This window comes from Enterocloster clostridioformis (assembly GCF_020297485.1).
GTDB classification, from domain to species: domain Bacteria; phylum Bacillota; class Clostridia; order Lachnospirales; family Lachnospiraceae; genus Enterocloster; species Enterocloster clostridioformis.
In genome coordinates, this window is sequence record NZ_JAIWZC010000001.1 from 5,100,477 (window position 1) to 5,117,054 (window position 16,578).

At 53.2% G+C, this 16,578-nt stretch carries 25 protein-coding genes; 24 read left to right on the plus strand and 1 reads right to left on the minus strand.

Going from position 1 to position 16,578, the window contains the following annotated elements; genetic code table 11:
* The 18 genes from LA360_RS25540 (at window position 1) to LA360_RS25625 (ending at window position 13,534) form a co-directional block, all read left to right on the plus strand.
* Window positions 1–441, plus strand: a complete 441-nt coding sequence (locus LA360_RS25540; protein WP_112483437.1) for a hypothetical protein — start codon at window positions 1–3, stop codon at window positions 439–441.
* A complete protein-coding gene (gene metK, locus LA360_RS25545) occupies window positions 416–1,501 on the plus strand; it encodes a methionine adenosyltransferase (protein ID WP_225537703.1) in 1,086 nt (361 codons plus the stop codon). Before LA360_RS25540 ends, metK begins: the two co-directional genes overlap by 26 nt.
* A gap of 3 nt (window positions 1,502–1,504) precedes the next feature.
* Window positions 1,505–1,864 (plus strand): HNH endonuclease, encoded by a 360-nt coding sequence (locus LA360_RS25550; RefSeq protein WP_112483433.1) that lies wholly within the window; start codon window positions 1,505–1,507, stop codon window positions 1,862–1,864.
* 400 nt (window positions 1,865–2,264) lie between these two features.
* A complete protein-coding gene (locus LA360_RS25555; RefSeq protein WP_112483431.1) occupies window positions 2,265–2,585 on the plus strand; it encodes a DUF2256 domain-containing protein in 321 nt (106 codons plus the stop codon).
* Complete coding sequence (locus LA360_RS25560) at window positions 2,557–3,051, plus strand: hypothetical protein (protein WP_112483429.1); 495 nt, start codon at window positions 2,557–2,559, stop codon at window positions 3,049–3,051. Before LA360_RS25555 ends, LA360_RS25560 begins: the two co-directional genes overlap by 29 nt.
* Entirely contained in the window at window positions 3,044–3,268 is a 225-nt protein-coding gene (locus LA360_RS25565) for a hypothetical protein (protein ID WP_112483426.1), read from the plus strand. The genes LA360_RS25560 and LA360_RS25565 overlap by 8 nt, the downstream gene beginning before the upstream one ends.
* Window positions 3,269–3,284: 16 nt before the next feature.
* The gene (locus LA360_RS25570; RefSeq protein WP_174713936.1) at window positions 3,285–4,565 is read left to right on the plus strand and encodes a site-specific DNA-methyltransferase; all 1,281 of its coding nucleotides are present in this window, start codon (window positions 3,285–3,287) and stop codon (window positions 4,563–4,565) included.
* A complete protein-coding gene (locus LA360_RS25575; protein ID WP_112483424.1) occupies window positions 4,558–5,172 on the plus strand; it encodes an HNH endonuclease in 615 nt (204 codons plus the stop codon). Before LA360_RS25570 ends, LA360_RS25575 begins: the two co-directional genes overlap by 8 nt.
* Window positions 5,165–5,938, plus strand: a complete 774-nt coding sequence (locus LA360_RS25580; protein ID WP_112483422.1) for a DNA-methyltransferase — start codon at window positions 5,165–5,167, stop codon at window positions 5,936–5,938. Before LA360_RS25575 ends, LA360_RS25580 begins: the two co-directional genes overlap by 8 nt.
* Window positions 5,935–8,289 (plus strand): DNA cytosine methyltransferase, encoded by a 2,355-nt coding sequence (locus LA360_RS25585; protein WP_112483420.1) that lies wholly within the window; start codon window positions 5,935–5,937, stop codon window positions 8,287–8,289. The genes LA360_RS25580 and LA360_RS25585 overlap by 4 nt, the downstream gene beginning before the upstream one ends.
* Window positions 8,290–8,647: 358 nt before the next feature.
* Entirely contained in the window at window positions 8,648–9,823 is a 1,176-nt protein-coding gene (locus tag LA360_RS25590) for a hypothetical protein (RefSeq protein ID WP_112483418.1), read from the plus strand.
* 233 nt (window positions 9,824–10,056) lie between these two features.
* Window positions 10,057–10,995 carry an amidoligase family protein gene (locus tag LA360_RS25595; protein ID WP_112483416.1) on the plus strand — a complete coding sequence of 313 codons (939 nt, stop codon included), beginning with the start codon at window positions 10,057–10,059 and terminating at the stop codon, window positions 10,993–10,995.
* A gap of 67 nt (window positions 10,996–11,062) precedes the next feature.
* Entirely contained in the window at window positions 11,063–11,302 is a 240-nt protein-coding gene (locus LA360_RS25600; RefSeq protein ID WP_112483414.1) for a DpnD/PcfM family protein, read from the plus strand.
* Window positions 11,295–11,825 carry a gamma-glutamylcyclotransferase family protein gene (locus LA360_RS25605; protein ID WP_112483412.1) on the plus strand — a complete coding sequence of 177 codons (531 nt, stop codon included), beginning with the start codon at window positions 11,295–11,297 and terminating at the stop codon, window positions 11,823–11,825. Before LA360_RS25600 ends, LA360_RS25605 begins: the two co-directional genes overlap by 8 nt.
* Before the next feature lie 130 nt (window positions 11,826–11,955).
* Window positions 11,956–12,435: a gamma-glutamylcyclotransferase family protein gene (locus LA360_RS25610; RefSeq protein WP_160116386.1), complete on the plus strand. Its 480-nt coding sequence runs from the start codon at window positions 11,956–11,958 to the stop codon at window positions 12,433–12,435.
* A complete protein-coding gene (locus tag LA360_RS30120) occupies window positions 12,432–12,899 on the plus strand; it encodes a DUF4314 domain-containing protein (RefSeq protein ID WP_112483408.1) in 468 nt (155 codons plus the stop codon). The genes LA360_RS25610 and LA360_RS30120 overlap by 4 nt, the downstream gene beginning before the upstream one ends.
* Window positions 12,896–13,270, plus strand: a complete 375-nt coding sequence (locus tag LA360_RS25620; RefSeq protein WP_160116385.1) for a DUF3846 domain-containing protein — start codon at window positions 12,896–12,898, stop codon at window positions 13,268–13,270. The genes LA360_RS30120 and LA360_RS25620 overlap by 4 nt, the downstream gene beginning before the upstream one ends.
* A gap of 72 nt (window positions 13,271–13,342) precedes the next feature.
* Window positions 13,343–13,534, plus strand: coding sequence for a hypothetical protein (locus tag LA360_RS25625; RefSeq protein WP_112483404.1), 192 nt, complete (start codon window positions 13,343–13,345; stop codon window positions 13,532–13,534).
* A 199-nt stretch (window positions 13,535–13,733) separates the two neighbouring features.
* Here LA360_RS25625 and LA360_RS25630 read toward each other — a convergent pair whose 3' ends face one another.
* Window positions 13,734–13,985: a hypothetical protein gene (locus tag LA360_RS25630; protein ID WP_112483402.1), complete on the minus strand. Its 252-nt coding sequence runs from the start codon at window positions 13,983–13,985 to the stop codon at window positions 13,734–13,736.
* Window positions 13,986–14,193: 208 nt separating this feature from the next.
* Here LA360_RS25630 and LA360_RS25635 point away from each other — a divergent pair, with 208 nt between their 5' ends.
* The 6 genes from LA360_RS25635 to LA360_RS25660 all read left to right on the plus strand — a co-directional run bounded on the left by LA360_RS25635 (window position 14,194) and on the right by LA360_RS25660 (window position 16,458).
* A complete protein-coding gene (locus LA360_RS25635) occupies window positions 14,194–14,400 on the plus strand; it encodes a hypothetical protein (protein ID WP_112483400.1) in 207 nt (68 codons plus the stop codon).
* A 15-nt stretch (window positions 14,401–14,415) separates the two neighbouring features.
* Window positions 14,416–14,676 (plus strand): hypothetical protein, encoded by a 261-nt coding sequence (locus LA360_RS25640; RefSeq protein WP_112483398.1) that lies wholly within the window; start codon window positions 14,416–14,418, stop codon window positions 14,674–14,676.
* 202 nt (window positions 14,677–14,878) lie between these two features.
* A complete protein-coding gene (locus LA360_RS25645; protein WP_112483396.1) occupies window positions 14,879–15,340 on the plus strand; it encodes a hypothetical protein in 462 nt (153 codons plus the stop codon).
* 171 nt (window positions 15,341–15,511) lie between these two features.
* Window positions 15,512–15,703: a DUF6900 domain-containing protein gene (locus tag LA360_RS25650; RefSeq protein WP_112483394.1), complete on the plus strand. Its 192-nt coding sequence runs from the start codon at window positions 15,512–15,514 to the stop codon at window positions 15,701–15,703.
* A gap of 128 nt (window positions 15,704–15,831) precedes the next feature.
* The gene (locus LA360_RS25655) at window positions 15,832–16,038 is read left to right on the plus strand and encodes a hypothetical protein (RefSeq protein WP_112483392.1); all 207 of its coding nucleotides are present in this window, start codon (window positions 15,832–15,834) and stop codon (window positions 16,036–16,038) included.
* 135 nt (window positions 16,039–16,173) lie between these two features.
* On the plus strand, window positions 16,174–16,458 hold the full coding sequence (locus LA360_RS25660; protein ID WP_112483390.1) for an Nmad4 family putative nucleotide modification protein: 285 nt from the start codon (window positions 16,174–16,176) through the stop codon (window positions 16,456–16,458).
* The last annotated feature ends 120 nt before the right edge of the window (window positions 16,459–16,578 follow it).

Genomic DNA, 16,578 nt, shown 5'->3' on the forward strand with positions numbered 1-16,578 from the left:
ATGATGAGCAATTTTAGAATCGATTTGGGACAGCGAGCAAATGACAAGGACCTCTTTGAAAATGTTGAGAAACACTTCGAGGGTGCGGAGATCCAGCAGGTGATGCCGATCCCGGAGAACATGGCAGTTATGCTGGTGGAAGTGAATGCAGACGATGAGCCTGTCTGCTGCGACAGCCGCGACACGAACTGGCCTACTGGGCTGGCTGTGGTGAAACTCAAGGATGGCGTGGGCTGTTACCCGATCGACCTTGTGGAAGGCGATTTGAAAATCGAAGCCCAGCTGGTGAACCGTCATAAGTGCGGCAAATGCGGCAGGGAGATGAAGATCCTCCTCAAACCTGGTCAGGAAGGCTTTGAGGCAAAGTACCGCTGTGAATGCTGTGACCGGACGGTCAAGCTGAATCCTGATGGAAGTGAGGAGGACGAAACCCATGAGTAAGATTATCACCTGTGAACAGGTCAGCAATGGCCATCCCGATAAAATCTGTGACCAGATCGCAGATGCCATCGTGACCGATATTCTTCAGCATGACAAGAACGCCCGTGTGGCAATCGAGTGTCTGCTGAAAAAGAGCCAGCTTTTTATTGCCGGTGAGGTCACCACCGACTACCGGCCAAACTACAATCAGATCGTCCACGATGTGTTCAACCGCATCGGCACCGAAAAGCTGGGGTGGAACCTGACCGAGCTTCTCCGCATAGGCATTCTGGTGGACAAGCAGTCCCCGGATATTGCGCTCGGTGTGGACAAAGGCGGTGCCGGTGACCAGGGAATCATGTATGGCTACGCCACCAACGAAACGGCAGAGCAGATGCCGATCCCGTACATGGTCGCTACCAAGTTCCTACAGCTTCTCAAGGCACATCCGTCTAAGATGTTCCGTGCAGATGCCAAGGCGCAGGTAAGCTACGATTACGACACTGGTCGTATCACCACCTTCCTCTGTTCAGTGCAGCACAGCCTGGATGTGGAGGTCAGCGATTTCCGCCACATCATCGAATCCATGATGGTGCTGGCCGCCTGCGAGTACGGTCTGGACGGTGACTTTACGAAGCTGGTCAATCCTACCGGCCGTTTTGTGCTGGGCGGCAGTTACGCTGACTGTGGTGTGACCGGACGCAAGCTGGCATGTGATACCTACGGCGGCATTGGACGAATGGGTGGCGGTGCATTGAGTGGCAAAGACCCTACCAAGGTGGACCGCTCCGCAGCATACATGGCTCGGAAGATCGCCAAAGACATCGTGCAGGCGGGCTACGCAGACAAGTGCGAAGTCCAGCTGGCTTACGCCATCGGCGTGGTACAGCCAGTCGGTGTGTCGGTGGAGTGTTTCGGTACGGCGCACCAGTCCCTTGACTTCATCGAAGCCTACGTCCATGACAGCTATGACCTGACCCCGCAGGGTATCATCAAGCGGCTGGGACTGCTGGATGTAGATTACAACAAGGTCAGTGCTTACGGTCACTTCGGCAAGGCTGGTCTTCCGTGGGAGGACTGACCCATGCCGTACAGACCAAAGACACCGTGCCGTCATCCCGGCTGCCCGGAGCTGGTGGAAGTCGGCCGGCTCTACTGTGAGAAGCACCTGGCTCTCCATCCAGAAGTCACCCGCCCGGCAGCGAAGCGTGGATACAACAGACGGTGGCAGAAAGCAAGAAAGTCGTACCTGGAAGCGCATCCGCTCTGTGTGCAGTGTGCCAAGCAGGGCAAGTACGTCCGGGCAACGGTGGTGGATCACATCGTTCCGCACCGTGGTGACCAGAAACTTTTCTGGGATCAGAACAACTGGCAGTCGCTGTGCAAGAGCTGTCACGATAAGAAGACGCTGACCGAAGACATCAACCCGACCTACACCTACTGACAGCCCCACCGGGGCCGGGGTCACTTCTCTACGGTGAAGTCACACGGAGACCGGTGGCCCCTTTTCTGTGAAAAAGCGCAAAATTGATAGGCCGGGGGTCAGAGGATTAACGGCGCAAAATGAAACAGGAAAATGTACAGGCATCGAAGCTTTCGTTCCGGTGCTATTCTTTTTCCCCGAAATGAACCAAAGTGTGTGAAACCTCTCGTAAACAGGGAGCTTTCGCACATTTTAGCTTGTTCCGGGAGGAGCAGGGGCGAGCGGGAATCGGCCGCCGCAACAACGATCCAACTTGGCGGGGCAGTGCCGATTTCCACTTCGCCGCTTTTCGCATGAATTATGAGATTTTTCTAAGAAACCGCCGAAGAAACGGCGAAAAATGAGAGTGAGGTGAGGGCAGATGGAAGATTACACGGCTGAGATGATCAGGGACATGGCTTTTTCCTTCTGCCCTCAGTGCGGTACGGCAATCGTACCAAACCATAAAGGCAGACCACGGAAGTTCTGCTCACCGGAATGCCGGTCACGGTGGAACAACACCCACCCGAAACCAGAGAACTGGAAGACCGTGCGGTCAAAGATCTGTCCGGTGTGCGGCAGGGAGTTTTCCTACCGGCACCAGTATGGTCTGGAACGAAAATATTGCAGCCGTGCCTGTGCAAACAAAGGACGCTGGAAGGAGGGCGATACAGATGGAAGGACCGCTGAACATAGAGCGTGATGTGGTAAAGAACGGTGTCCGGCTGGACTGTGTATTTGAGGGCTATGAGTATCGCCCGGAAAGAGAAGAAGTCCGAAGCCAGCGGCTTGCCGGGTTTGAGTGTTCAGAGATCACAGAAAACACCGGGCTGTCTTTGGAGCAGGTCACGGATTACTGCCGGGAGCTGGGGCTGCCGGAAACGGGAAGCTGCCAGCTGCAGCCGCCGGATGGTTCAGGCGAACGCCGATGCCCGGTGTGTGGACGGATTCTCGTGCAGAGAGGAAACAGCGGCTTGAGACGGTTCTGTTCTCAGGATTGCCGGGAGGAATTTTACAGGAAACATAAGCCGTTCCGGTTAGAGGTCTGTAAAAACTGTGGGCGGGAGTTCCGTGCCGTAGATGAAGGCAAACGGCAGCGGAAGTTTTGCAGTCTGAATTGTTACTGGGATTATCGATATGGGATGAAAGGGGAGAAGCAGGATGAGTAAGATTATCGGTGTGTATCCGTTGTTCAACACCGGGGGTATCTGTGTACATGCGATTGACGATGCGGAAGAAAAGGTGCTGGCATCTGTGAACGGGGAAAACCCGGAATGGTGTGAGATGGCTGAACGGCCGCAGGAAGATGGAGATGAGATGGAGTCGGGCTTTTTGTTCGGCTCCTTTTTCGTGCCATTCTCCGGGGTCATACGCATGGGAATCTGAATTAGGAGGAGTCTACATGAAAGCGACTGCTAAACTGAAGATGCTGCCGGTGTCCGTACTCAAGCCGGCCGCATACAATCCCCGGAAGAAGCTGAAGCCGGGGGATAAAGAGTACGAGAAGATCAAGAACTCCATTACGGAGTTCGGTTTCGCAGATCCTTTGGTAGTCAATGCCGACATGACGATCATCGGCGGCCACCAGAGATTGACCGTAGCGATGGAGCTGGGCTACACCGAAGTGCCTTGCGCGGTGGTGGACATCGACAAGACCAGGGAGAAAGCCCTGAACATTGCGCTCAATAAGATCACGGGTGCGTGGGATGATTCCCTGCTGGCTGACCTGCTCAAAGACATCGAAGATTCCAACTTTGACCTTGGCAAGACAGGTTTTGATCCGCCTGAGATCGAGACGCTGTTCAACAAGGTACACAGCAAAGAGGTCAAGGAAGATGACTTCGATGTGGAATCCGAGCTGAAGCAGCCGTGCTTTTCCAAGACCGGGGATATCTGGCATCTTGGTAAGCACACGGTTATCTGCGGAGATTCCACTGACCCGGAAGCATACAAGAATCTGCTGGGCGATACCAAGGTCAATCTGGTTTGTACGGATGCACCTTACTTCGTGAAGTTGGAGAATGCTTCTGGCAGTATCAAGAATGATGATCTGGATGACAAGTCCGCTTATGAGTTTTTGATGAAGGTCTACGCCAACTTCAAAAATGCGATGGCACTGGACGCTTCCATCTATGAATTCTACGCCACGATGAAAGCCCGTGTGTTTTACGATGCTTTCGAGGATGCGGGCTTCAAGGTGGGAGCCGGACTGATTTGGAAGAAGCCACGTGCGCCGCTGATGCGTACTGACTGGAAGTTCAACTCCGAACCGATCATCTTTGGATGGCGCAAGGATGGCCGTCACCGCTGGTACGGCGACCAGAAGCAGACCAATGTGTTTGAATTTGATGGCATCAAGAATTCAAAAGAGGACGGTTTCGGTCATCCCTCTAGTAAGCCGGTTCCATTGATTGCCTATCTGATCAAGCAGTCCACCATGACCAATGGCATTGTGCTGGATGGCTTCCTCGGCAGTGCATCTACCCTGATTGCCTGTGAACAGATTGATCGAATCTGCTATGGTGTGGAGCTGGAACCGAAGTTTGTAGATGTGGCGGTTAAGCGGTACGTCCAATTTAAGGAAGGTCACTACGATGATGTGTATGTCATCCGAGATGGTCAGAAGTTGAAGTTCGATGAGGTGGCAACCTTTGAGCCGGAAAGTGAGGTTGCCAATGAGTAATGTGAAATACACATTTTCCGATGATGGAAAAACGGGATATGGCTGGCTTCATGATGGAACTCGGTTTCTGTTTGATGCAGAAGACTTCGAGAAAATTAGAGACACGAACTGGTATCGTAATCTAAATGAAGATGATAGCCATCGACTTTATATCACTACCCATAACGGAACCTACCTGCACCGGTATATTTTTCCAAATGTACCTGCGGGTTACGAGGTCGATCATATCAGTCTGGACACGCTGGATAATCGGAAGTGCAATCTTCGTGTATGTACTCACCAGCAGAACCAGTGCAATCAGCCCTTGCAGAGAAACAATACTTCAGGTGTATCGGGCGTGAGCTTTTATCCTCCAAGAAATAAATACCGTGCAAGAATCAAAGCAAGTCAGCATGATATCCATCTTGGATATTACCTGACTTTTGAGGAAGCGGTACAAGCTCGAAATGTTGGTATGCGGTGTATGTTTGGAGATTATGGTCGGTATAACGATGTGGCCGATGCTCCAGAGTGGATAAGAAAACAGGTTACGGAAAAATGTATGCGCTTTGCAGACTTTGCGGTTTGTGGCACATTTTGTTTTTCTGGGGAGGTCGCCAATGAGTAATGTGAAATGCGTCCTCATCCACGACAACTTCCAGAACTTCAAGTCCTACAACATCCCCAAGGCGCAGCTGGTAATCGCAGACATTCCGTACAACATCGGTACGGATTTCTACGCCAGCCGGCCGGACTGGTATGTGGATGGCGACAACAAAAACGGGGAGAGCAGCAAGGCAAGGAAAGCGGCATTCAATACCGACTTCACCTTCAACATTGCAGAGTATTTCCATTTCTGCAACCGACTGCTGAAGAAAGAACCCGGCACGGGCGAGAAGGATGCGCCGTGCATGATCGTGTTCTGTGCGTTCCAGCAGATCCCGAAGGTGCTCACCGAAGCAGAGAAATACGGCTTCAAGAATTATATCCCTCTGGTGTTCTGCAAGGACTACAGTCCGCAGGTCTTAAAAGCCAACATGAAGATCGTGGGTGCAACGGAGTACGCTCTGGTACTGTACCGGGGAAAGCTCCCGAAGTTCCGTAATCTCGGTGAGGATGGAAAGCCCCACATGATCTTCAACTGGTTTGGCTGGAAGCGGGATGGCAAGGAATATCCGAAGATCCATCCCTCCCAGAAACCGATCTCTGTGCTGAAACGACTGATCGAGACCTTTACAGATGAGGGCGATGTGGTCATTGACCCCTGCGCCGGCAGCGGCTCCACGCTGAGAGCAGCAAGAGAACTTGGGCGCAACAGTTACGGATTTGAAGTATCCAGAGATTTTTACCGGAAAGCAAATGAGCAGATGCTCGGAGAGGAGGCTTCCGCATGAGCACAGAACAGAATAAGACCTTGACCCTCGGCAGCCTCTTTGATGGCTCCGGGGGTTTTCCATTGGGTGGGCTTTTGACCGGGCAGATCACTCCGGTGTGGAGCAGCGAGATCGAGCCGTTTGCCATCCGGGTCACGACGAAGCGTCTGCCGCAGGTGAAGCATTACGGAGATGTATCCGCCATCAGCGGTGCAGACCTGCCTCCTGTAGACATCATCACCTTTGGCAGTCCCTGTCAGGATATGTCCATCGCCGGTAAGAGAGATGGTCTGGATGGTTCACGGTCCAGCCTGTTTTATGAAGCAATCCGAATCGTGAAGGAAATGAGGTGTAAGACCAATGGAGAAAAACCAAGATTTATCGTCTGGGAGAATGTGCCAGGGGCCTTCTCCTCAAACAAAGGACAGGACTTCAAAGCAGTCCTCGAAGCTGTCATCGGTGTTAAAGAACCGGCCGCCTCGGTGCCTGCGCCTGAGAAGAAAGGATGGCCCGACGCTGACTACTACGTGGGAGACGGATGGAGCGTCGCGTATCGAGTTCTTGATGCACAATGGTGGGGCGTTCCCCAAAGAAGAAAACGTATCTACCTTGTCGCAGATTTTGCAGACCAGAGTGCCCCAAAGGTACTATTTGAGTCCGAAGGCGTGTCTCGGTATTCTGCGGAGGGCTTCCGTGCGTGGCAAAGAGCTGCCGCCGGTGCTGAAAGCGGCACTGGAGAGGCAGGCTTCAGCGGAGCAGGAGGACGGATCTGTCTGAACGACCAGGGCGGTAAGCAGATGGATGTTTCCCAGGATGTGACCGGAACCCTCCGGGCAGAGGAGCATGGGCATCAGCCGTGTGTTCTGGAAGCTGCCGGTTTCTGTACCGAGCATTCGGCAGATGCCAGAAGCATCGGATACGAGGAGGAACGCTCACCGACCCTCCGGGCTGGTGTTGTGCCTGCCGCCATCGCACTGGAAAATCATCCTGCTGACAGCCGGGTGAAGATTTCCGAGGACGGTAAGGTGCAGACACTGACAAGCCGGTGTGGTACGGGCGGCGGTAATGTCCCGATGGTCATGGACGCTGTTGAAAATTCAGTGGAAAGTCCGGTGAAAGAAGTTGAAAACTCCCCGGCAGTCACACTGAAGATCCGCTCCGGTTGCGAGGGTGGCGGCAAGGGAGCCATCTGGCAGGAAGAAAAGTCAGCCACCCTCGGCTGCAACAACGACCAGACACTGTTCGTTCCGAAATGCTATGGTGTCTGCTCCAAAGCCAGCCACTCCATGATGTCCGATAATCCGCACAGCGGTTTTTATGAGGCCGAAACTTCCCGGACACTGGACCGCAGCGGTGGTGACCCGACCTGCAATCAGGGAGGACTGTGTATCTGCGAACCTGTAGTTTGTGTGGATCAGGGTGGCGGTAAGTCGAACTGTACGGTGGACGAGCAGGTGGCACCGACACTGTCGTGTACACACGGCGGTGCGCCAGCTGTCGCCTTTACCCAGAACCAGAGGGATGAAGTCCGGGATCTGGGAGAGAAGTCAGCGGCACTGGCAGCAGAGCCGGGGATGAAGCAGCAGACCTTTGTGGCACAGCCGGAAGATGTGACTGCGTTCCATGTGAACCAGCGCAATGAGCTGATCGACCTGCATGGCAAGTCCGGAGCTTTGATGGCGACCCGGAGTGATCAGATGCAGACCTTCGTTCTGCAGGGCAACATGATCGGCCGCAAGGATGAGAACGGTCCGCAGGGGGATGGCGTCAATGAGGATGTCTGCTTTACACTGGATGCCACTGACCGCCATGCAGTCTGCGCACCGGAGGATGTGTATGCCATGACCACCGGCTCTTATATGCAGGTGGCAAAAGAAGTCGCACCGACCTTGATGGCACGGGATTACAAAGACCCGACCACCATCGCACCGGTGCCGCATCTGAACGAGGGTGTCATGGGAACGGTAGCAGCCGGGGCGCATCCCAGCGGCTTCAACGGGCAGGATGCTTTCAATGACCGTCTGGTCATCGACAATCCGGAAGCACAGCCGACACCTGTGACCTATACCGTCCGCCGTCTGACACCGACCGAGTGTGCCAGACTGCAGGGCTTCCCGGACTGGTGGTGCAGGGATCTTGGAACGGAAAACCCGACCGAAGAAGAGCTGGCGTTCTGGGCGGATGTGTTTGAAACGCACCGCAAGATCGTGACCCATGCCAAGAAGCCGAAAACGGAGAAGCAGATCCGGAAATGGCTGGCTGACCCTTACACGGATTCGGCAGAGTACCGTATCTGGGGTAATGGCATATGCTTAGCCAACGCATTCTTTGTTCTGGCCGGCATCGCATGGTGCGCAGGTCTGGAAGAATAAACTGGCCCGCTATATTACTAGTATAACTCGATTTAAATAAGCTTACAATTTAAGCATTGGTAGTAATCTGATTTCTTGGCTTACGTGTCCGTGCTTTGGGCGCACGTTTCCCTTGGTTTTCAGGATAATAATGTAAACTTATTAAAATCGAGTTATACTAGGTAGAAAGCGACCTGGTGATATGGTGGGCTTACATATTGGTCCTATTTACACAACAGGTTTCGCAGTCCCTTGTGTAAATGGTCGAACATGAAGAATATCGGGAAATGGCCTTGCTATTCATCCGGTTTAGAGTGATATATGTGCTACCGAAAAGAACATCGGGACGCAAAAAATGAACGAGAAGGAGCGATGAATCATGTTGAAATTTAAACTGAACGTAGCCGAGCGCAAGACCCTCGCAAAACGCATGGAGGAACTGACCGGCATTCACCCTTACTATACCAAAGCACCTCTGTACTCCTACGACATTGGGAGCTACACAATCGACCGGAATGGCAACCTTCTGGTCGAGCCTGAGAATGCAGATGCCGAACTGTTGACGACCCTGCTGAATGAGGGACTGATCCGCGGCGGCGAGAGCATTGAGAGCATGGATGACCAGTTGGAGGACACAGAGCCGACCGACCATTTGGAAGAGGAGCCTGTGACTGAGGATACCGAAGCAGAGCCGGAAGCTCCGGACGAGCAGGAATCCGAAGATGCAGATACCGCAGAGGAAAACGAGCTTGCGGAAGCCGAATCCGAGGAAGCATCGGAGCCGGATAATGCGGCAGAGGATGAGCCGGATGCAGAGGGGCCGGAAAGCGAGGAGCAATCAGAAGCAGAAGACCAGCCGGGAGAAGTGCCGCTGGACTTGGAACTTGCATTCCCGGTCAGCCAGCACAATGGTGTGACTCTCCGCAACCTGGTCAACCTTCTTTACAGCCGCGGCAAGCTCATCGGCAAGGCGACTGGCGGACACTTCCATGTGGAAGAGGGGCTGGTCGAGAAGCTGAAGGACGATAGCTGCACCTTTGCCATCATGAACTTCATCAACGCGGTCAGCGACTATGAGACTGAACATGGTGCTGCACTGGAAGGCTTGAAGATCACCACCGAGAAGGTTACCTTCACCGGCTTCCCGACTGCACCGGACCACGAACATCTGACGGCTTTTGCACAGCTGGCGGTGCTGATGAACCAGCAGGCTATCAGCCAGAAGCGCATCCAGGCAAAGGATGTCAACGATGAGAATGAGAAATACGCACTCCGCACATGGCTCCTACGGCTGGGCATGAACGGTCCGGATTTCAAGGAAACACGCAAGATCCTCATGGAGAACCTTTCCGGCCATGCGGCTTTCCGCACGGATGAGGAAGCACAGAAGTTCCTTGCAAGGGAAAAGGCAAAGCGGGATGCCCTGAAAGCCGCGAAACAAGCCGCACAGAACGGCAATCCTGCCACAGGGGAAACGGTCGCACCGGATGCAGCCCAGCCGACACAGCCCGACTGTGGGGCAGACACGGCGCAGATGCTGGAGGCGGGAGCGTAAGCTCCCAAGCCCCCAATGGGGGCCGGAAAATATGCGACACCCTCTTCCATTGTACCGATATTAACTCTGAAAATGTACATTATCAAGCGGATAAACTGCAGAAATGTACACGATCATTCCACCTCATATTTGTCGAATATATGTTCTTTTATATCCTTGCTATTATCCGCACCTGACGGTAATATGCACATACCGAAAGGGAAAACAAGGAAAAAGCCAAAGGAGAACATACCATGAACGATAAGACAAGAGAGCAGATTGAAGCCATGAAGAAGCAGACCATCGGGGTCGAGATCGAGATGAACAACATCACCAGAGAAAAAGCTGCCAAGAAGGTAGCCGAATACTTCGGAACCAGAGCATGGTACGCGGACAGAGAATACGGATATTCCAGCTGGGCTTGTAAAGACCCGCAGGGCAGAGTTTGGAAATTCCAGAAGGATGTGAGCATCTACGGACCGGATGCAGAGAAATGCGAACTGGTCACTCCGATCCTTATCTACGAAGACATCGAAACCCTGCAGGACATCATCCGGCTGCTCCGCAAGGCAGGCGGGAAAAGCGGACCGAGCCGCGGCTGCGGTGTTCACATTCACATAGGTGTGGGCGACCACACCGCAAAGACCCTGCGGAATCTGGTCAACATCATGGCGGCACATGAGCGGCAGATTGGCAGAGCCATCCGCATCGATGCCGGACGCACCGGACACTATTGTCAGGTGGTCAACCACCGCTTCCTTGAACGGCTGAACCGAGAGAAGCCGACCACCATGAACCGGCTGGCAGACATCTGGTACGAAGGCAACGGTTCCAGCTGGGAAAACCGGAATGCCCACTACAATTCAAGCCGATACCATATGCTGAACCTGCATGCCACCTTCACAAAGGGGACCATTGAATTCCGGCTTTTCCAATTCGCAGACCCTGCGGACGGCAAGCGCAACGGACTGCATGCCGGTGAGATGAAAGCCTACATCCAGCTTTGCCTTGCGATGAGCCAGCTTGCCAAGATGGTCAGAACGGCAAGCCCAAGAGCCCAGCAGACCGACAACGACAAATACGCAATGCGGTGCTGGATGCTGAGGCTGGGATTCATCGGTGAGGAATTTGCAACGGCAAGGGAAATCCTTCTGCGGAACATGGAGGGCAACGCATCCTGGCGGAACAAATAAGCCGGAATGCACGGGCACCTTTTGGGCGGGCAACCGCCCTTGAGGTGGTAGAAGGAGGTGCAGGATTATGAAAAAAAGCACGGTAAAAAATGAAATCACCCAGATGGGAAGGGCATTCAAGGTGACCATCACCGAAACCTACCAGAGAACCATCACGGTGTATGAATCCGAAATGAAAGAGCCGACCGTCCAGGAAGCCGAGCGCATGGCGGAGGACTGGTGGCAGGACAGCCAGATTGAACTTGAAAAGGAAGATTTTCAGGGTGTGGAATTTATGGGCAGGGAGGACGGTGCTTCGGATGAATGAGCGGTTTGAACTCATCAGTCGGACACCATCGAAGTTCTACCTTGCCTACGGAAGCAACCTCGACATGGAACGGATGGGACGGAGATGCCCATACGCAGTACCGGTCGGTGTGACTGAGATCTACGGCTACCGGCTCCTGTTCAAAAAGAGCAAGACCGGAAGCTACGCTACCATCGAGCAGGATGCCAACGAAAGCGTACCGGCTGTGGTCTGGAAACTCTCGGAATACGATGAGCTTCTGCTGGATCGGTATGAGGGTTTCCCACGGTACTACTACAAGAAGCAGTTCCAGCTTCCAGTCTGGAACATGAGCGGCAACCGCATGAAGAAGCCGAAGACCTGCATGGCCTATGTGATGCACGAGGAGCGGCAGCTTGGTTGCCCGGATATCGAGTATTTCGATTTGCTTTGTGGCGGCTACAGCGACTGGGAGTTCCCGCTGGACACACTGAAGCGAGGGCTTTCCGCCAGCATCGGAAGAACGGAAGCAATCCGGTATCTGAGGAAACTGCGGATGGTGTAAAAGTACACGGTCAAAAGCAAAAAACATTGTGCAGTATATGATGCTCATCGGCCTTGATAAATCAGGGCAAAAGAGTGATATATACCATACCGCCAGACAAGAGCGGAGAAAACCGAAGGGAGAGATTCAAATGAAGAACAAGAAATATTACATCGCCTACGGCAGCAACCTGTCGGTGGAGCAGATGGCAGACCGATGCCCGGATGCAAAAATTGCAGGGCAGGCGGTGCTGGCCGGCTGGGAGCTTTTGTTCCGCGGCTGCGCCACCATCGCACCGAACCCGAAGAAGAACACACCGGTTCTGGTGTGGGAGATTTCCGAGAGGGACGAAGGAAACCTCGACCTCTATGAGGGCTACCCGAACTACTACCGCAAGGAAGACCTGAACATTGAACTGCTCCGGGAAGGGGCAGAGCCGGAGATGGTGACCGCAATGGTCTACATCATGGAGAACGACTTCGGACACCGCGCACCGAGCCGGTATTACTACAAAGTTCTGCATGACGGCTACAAGGCATTCCACTTCCCGATGCACATCCTCGAAGGTGCGCTGAAGGAATGCATGGATAAGGATGCCGCCCAGCGGATGATCGAGGAGGTGCAGGCATGAATTTCGCAGATAAGAAAACGGTCGAGAAGCTGAGAAAAGAGTTTCCGGTTGGATGCAGGATCGTCCTCGATGAGATGGATGACAGGCAGGCACCGCCCATCGGAACACAGGGAATCTGCAACGGGGTCGATGATGCTGGAAACGTCTTAGTGAGCTGGGATACCGGAAGCCATCTGAACGTTGCCTACGGCGCGGACAGTTGCCACCGTGTGGCAACGGATGCCGAGGTCAAGGTGTCGCTCGACCGCCTTGGTAAAACGCGACAGACCGGCCCACGTTGCCCCAGGTGCGGAGCAAAGCCTGACTGCTACGACCATCAGCAACAGGCACTCAGCCGAAGGGCGGACATCCAGATTTGCAACCGCTGCGGAACTGAGGAAGCGTTGGAAAGTATCGCATGGGGCAGACAGCAGAAGATGCATCTTGCAGACTGGGCAATCGTGAAAGGGGGCTGGGTCGAATGAAGGTTCTTCTGATCAAGCCGATGGAGCATCCGCAGGTGGTGGACATTGAAAACTCCCTGAAAGAGTTCTACCGCATCCTCGACTGCGACTGCATCACAGCCACGTACCCTTGGGAAGCGGATGCCGTGGCACTGGTAACGGACGACAATGGGATGTTCACTGAGAAGCCGTTCAGCCGGTACATTCCGGAGCTGGAGCAGCCCATCAAGGGGAACTTCTTCATCTGCGGGTTGGGCGAGGAAGATTTCGCAGAGCTGCCCCAAGACCTGATCCGGAAATTCAGGGAACGCTTCTGGGTGCCGGAGGCATTCGTCAGCATGTTCGGGCAGATGGCAGTTATCCAGATGGATGACGGAACGAAGCCGGAATAAGATACCACAATTAGAAAAAATACCCTCTCGGCCAGAAAAGACCGGGAGGGCTTGGTTTAACAGGAGGAGCCTATGGGACACAGAAAGATGCCTGCTTATGGCGAGAGGGAACACGGCGGCAGATACATTCTGGATGAATACGAATGGTCAAGAAACCACTGCAGGGCGGTGACCATCCGCAGATGGAAAAGGGACCTGAAAAAGAAAGCCAGAGCGCATAACCGCAGGTTGATGCATCTGACAATACAGGGCGAAGCCGATTAGACGGAAAATGGGGGCCTCAAAAGAATGAGAACCCCCTTCCAGTTTACTGTATATTAGCTCTGGAAAGCAACAATAGCAAGGAGAACCGCCGCCATAATGTACACAAACATCTGGCAGCGGTTTTGTGTATCATACCAAACCCAAACAGGGGATACGAGGCAGAGCCCCAGCCTCTGCTGGGGAGCCTCTGGGGGATTCCTTAGAAGAAATCCCTCCTGCTCATGCCGACCTCGTTCAGTCGTTCCTCCATGCTGTGGTAGTGCCAATCCTCTTCCTCTTCTTCGTCCTCTTCCTCAAGCTCCTCTGGGAAAGGGTCGTGCCGCCATCCGGCTTTCTGGTATTCTTCTTCCCGGATGTCGTTGCGGTCGTAAATGTCCAGCTCGTATTCTTCTTCAAGCTCTGCGATGCGGTTTTCGATTGCGGTTTCAACTTCTGTAATGGTCTTTTTCATGGTTTTTGTCCTCCGTTTTTGGTTTGGCTTTCTTTGCTTTCGTTGTGTGTATAATGCCGCAGAAACACATATATAGCAAGTCAATCAGGGGTCATATATGTACCAAACATGAGGGGCGAAGATCGTTGATAATATGACGTTTTATGGCCTTGCTATCACAGGGCAGTGACGGTAATATACAGCTACCAAAACGAAAGGGGCAAAGAACATGGAACGCTACACTTACGAGATCACCTTTACACGGCTGGATGGACAGCCGGATGAAATCCAGCAGCACACCAGCGAGGAGCTGGCAAGAGAATGCTTCCGGCTTTTCGATGAGCCGGACAGCGCAGAGATGTACAGCAAAATTGAACTTAGCCGCCATGACTGGGAGACAGGCATGGATGAGATTCTGGAAACGATGACATTCTGAGAGGAGGAAAATACGATGACCTACACAAAAATCAACCTTTACCTTGCAAACGGAATTCCGGAGGCACTCAGTAACCTCTGGTACGGAAGCGACAGCGCGGTGGTCGAGATCAGGGATGCTGTTGAGGATGCGAAGAACGGCAAAGACCTTCTGAACCGCATCCAGAAGATGAAGCTCCTGCGGAAATTCACCCTCGACAGGGAGACCGACAAGCGAATCCGCTTCAAGGGAACGGACTGCTGGGGCAATGTAAGCTACCTCGAAATCATCCGCTAAAGGCAAGACCGACAGGCGCAAGGGGCTGGAAATGACCAGCCTTTTGCTCGTGTCTGTCTTCCGAAAGCCGGCATGAAAAGCACATAAATATGACAATTACAGGGCTTGATGATCGTGTAGTTTAGCCGCTTGATAGTGCTCCGAGGTGACGGTAATATACAGTCACCGAAAGGGGAAAACAACAAAAATGGAGGATACGACAATGACGAAGAACGAAGAACGCATCAATAAACTTTTCAGGGAACTGGTACCGGAGACGGGCAAGGCAGACAGCCTCGCAGGGGAGCTGGTAAGGGCAATGAGCCGCATCGGATACCGCTTTTACAACGACGGCGACCAGCTGGGCATCGGCTACGGCAAGGAAACCTGCAACCCTGCAGGGCGGTTCCTTGGAGTCAAGGGCAACGACAAAATCGCAAAGCTGACTGCAGATGCCTGGGCAGTCTACAGCGAGGAAGCCTACGAAAAGGTTCTGGACATCCTTTGCGGAGCGGTTGCCGACTATGTCGAGCAGAACCCAGACCTTAGAAACCAGCCGACCGAAGACATGTGGGACTTCAAGGATGAGGAAGAAGACCAGGATGATGACTGGGATGAGGAAGAAGATGACTGGGACGAAGAGGACTACGACGAAGAGGACTATGACGAGGAAGAAGACTACTAAGCCAGAGAAACACATGGGGCTTGCCGGAAAACGGCAGCCCTTTTCTTCTACCGTAATACTCACAGTTCTGATTTCCAATCTTTGTGTAGTATAGCCGCTTGATAGTGTGTGGAAGTGACGGTAATATGCACATACCGAAACGGAAAACCAAGAAAAACGGAGGAAAATACCATGAAGAAGAACATCACCAAGGAAGAGGAAAAAGCCCTGCTGGAGATCGCCAAGCGCCTGATGGCAGCGGTAGACAGCCGGGGCGACCTCGAAGCCCGCGACAATGACAGCGAGGACTTCATCGAGGTTCCGGTCTGGGGCATCCAGAAAGCAATGGAAGAAGCCTACCTGCTGGGACGGATGAGCAGATAAACCGGCAGCCCCCGACACAGCCCCACGAAGGGGCTTGTGCCACGGGTGGCAAAACAATCCGAGTGAACCGACAACGCCCCAGACAGGGGCAGATGTGGCGGCGTGGATGCGCCAGGAAGGAGAAGCACATGGAAGAACGGATGATGGATGTCATCGTGGAAATCTACAACCACATGGACGACAGCGATAAGGATGCCTTCACGCTGGAGGATGCCGAGGATATGGTGGAAGACCAGATCAGGATGGATAAGGAAGCCGGACGGGAACCGCTGGCATATGACCCGCAGTTCTTCTACGATACCATTGTGGAACGCATGGAACAGGATGCAGAGTGATGTACATTCTGCTTGGTATTCCGGGCGGAAGATCGTGTACTTTAGCCGCTTGCTATCCTTTGCACCTGACGGTAATATGCACATACCGAAAGGGGAAAGCCCCAAGGGAAAAACGAAAACACGGAGGATTTTACCATGAAAAAGCATTTGATTGACTTCCCGGAAAACAACATCAGCATCGAGAACTTCTACGACAGGCTCAGACCTTGCTACGACAGCATCATGCAGTTCGGTGACAGGGTTCTGGTTGCCCAGATGAACTGGAACGGTATGCTGGAGGGAGCGGTATACGGCTTTGTGGAAGACCCAGAGGAAGGCTGGTCACCGATTGAGTGCCGACTGGAGCTTCTGAAGATTTCCGATGAGACCTACACCGATGCAGGACACGCAATTGAATGGTGCATCAAGAACGCACATTGAAAAAGGGCAGAGCTCCTTCGGGGGCTTTTGCTCGTAGTGGCGGATTCTTCCAGTGTGGAAATACACATAAATCCGACAAAAAGAGGTGTGTATGATCGTGCAGCATAGCCGCTTGATAGT

Coding starts and splice junctions, on each gene's coding strand:
- LA360_RS25660 (WP_112483390.1), top strand. CDS start 16,174: ATGAAAAAGCATTTGATTGACTTCCCGGAAAACAACATCAGCATCGAG.
- LA360_RS25555 (WP_112483431.1), top strand. CDS start 2,265: ATGGAAGATTACACGGCTGAGATGATCAGGGACATGGCTTTTTCCTTC.
- LA360_RS25620 (WP_160116385.1), top strand. CDS start 12,896: ATGAAGGTTCTTCTGATCAAGCCGATGGAGCATCCGCAGGTGGTGGAC.
- LA360_RS25565 (WP_112483426.1), top strand. CDS start 3,044: ATGAGTAAGATTATCGGTGTGTATCCGTTGTTCAACACCGGGGGTATC.
- LA360_RS25580 (WP_112483422.1), top strand. CDS start 5,165: ATGAGTAATGTGAAATGCGTCCTCATCCACGACAACTTCCAGAACTTC.
- LA360_RS25635 (WP_112483400.1), top strand. CDS start 14,194: ATGGAACGCTACACTTACGAGATCACCTTTACACGGCTGGATGGACAG.
- LA360_RS25630 (WP_112483402.1), bottom strand. CDS start 13,985: ATGAAAAAGACCATTACAGAAGTTGAAACCGCAATCGAAAACCGCATC.
- LA360_RS30120 (WP_112483408.1), top strand. CDS start 12,432: ATGAATTTCGCAGATAAGAAAACGGTCGAGAAGCTGAGAAAAGAGTTT.
- LA360_RS25585 (WP_112483420.1), top strand. CDS start 5,935: ATGAGCACAGAACAGAATAAGACCTTGACCCTCGGCAGCCTCTTTGAT.
- LA360_RS25570 (WP_174713936.1), top strand. CDS start 3,285: ATGAAAGCGACTGCTAAACTGAAGATGCTGCCGGTGTCCGTACTCAAG.
- LA360_RS25605 (WP_112483412.1), top strand. CDS start 11,295: ATGAATGAGCGGTTTGAACTCATCAGTCGGACACCATCGAAGTTCTAC.
- LA360_RS25575 (WP_112483424.1), top strand. CDS start 4,558: ATGAGTAATGTGAAATACACATTTTCCGATGATGGAAAAACGGGATAT.
- LA360_RS25540 (WP_112483437.1), top strand. CDS start 1: ATGATGAGCAATTTTAGAATCGATTTGGGACAGCGAGCAAATGACAAG.
- LA360_RS25625 (WP_112483404.1), top strand. CDS start 13,343: ATGGGACACAGAAAGATGCCTGCTTATGGCGAGAGGGAACACGGCGGC.
- LA360_RS25655 (WP_112483392.1), top strand. CDS start 15,832: ATGGAAGAACGGATGATGGATGTCATCGTGGAAATCTACAACCACATG.
- LA360_RS25645 (WP_112483396.1), top strand. CDS start 14,879: ATGACGAAGAACGAAGAACGCATCAATAAACTTTTCAGGGAACTGGTA.
- LA360_RS25600 (WP_112483414.1), top strand. CDS start 11,063: ATGAAAAAAAGCACGGTAAAAAATGAAATCACCCAGATGGGAAGGGCA.
- LA360_RS25595 (WP_112483416.1), top strand. CDS start 10,057: ATGAACGATAAGACAAGAGAGCAGATTGAAGCCATGAAGAAGCAGACC.
- LA360_RS25550 (WP_112483433.1), top strand. CDS start 1,505: ATGCCGTACAGACCAAAGACACCGTGCCGTCATCCCGGCTGCCCGGAG.
- LA360_RS25560 (WP_112483429.1), top strand. CDS start 2,557: ATGGAAGGACCGCTGAACATAGAGCGTGATGTGGTAAAGAACGGTGTC.
- LA360_RS25640 (WP_112483398.1), top strand. CDS start 14,416: ATGACCTACACAAAAATCAACCTTTACCTTGCAAACGGAATTCCGGAG.
- LA360_RS25590 (WP_112483418.1), top strand. CDS start 8,648: ATGTTGAAATTTAAACTGAACGTAGCCGAGCGCAAGACCCTCGCAAAA.
- LA360_RS25610 (WP_160116386.1), top strand. CDS start 11,956: ATGAAGAACAAGAAATATTACATCGCCTACGGCAGCAACCTGTCGGTG.
- LA360_RS25650 (WP_112483394.1), top strand. CDS start 15,512: ATGAAGAAGAACATCACCAAGGAAGAGGAAAAAGCCCTGCTGGAGATC.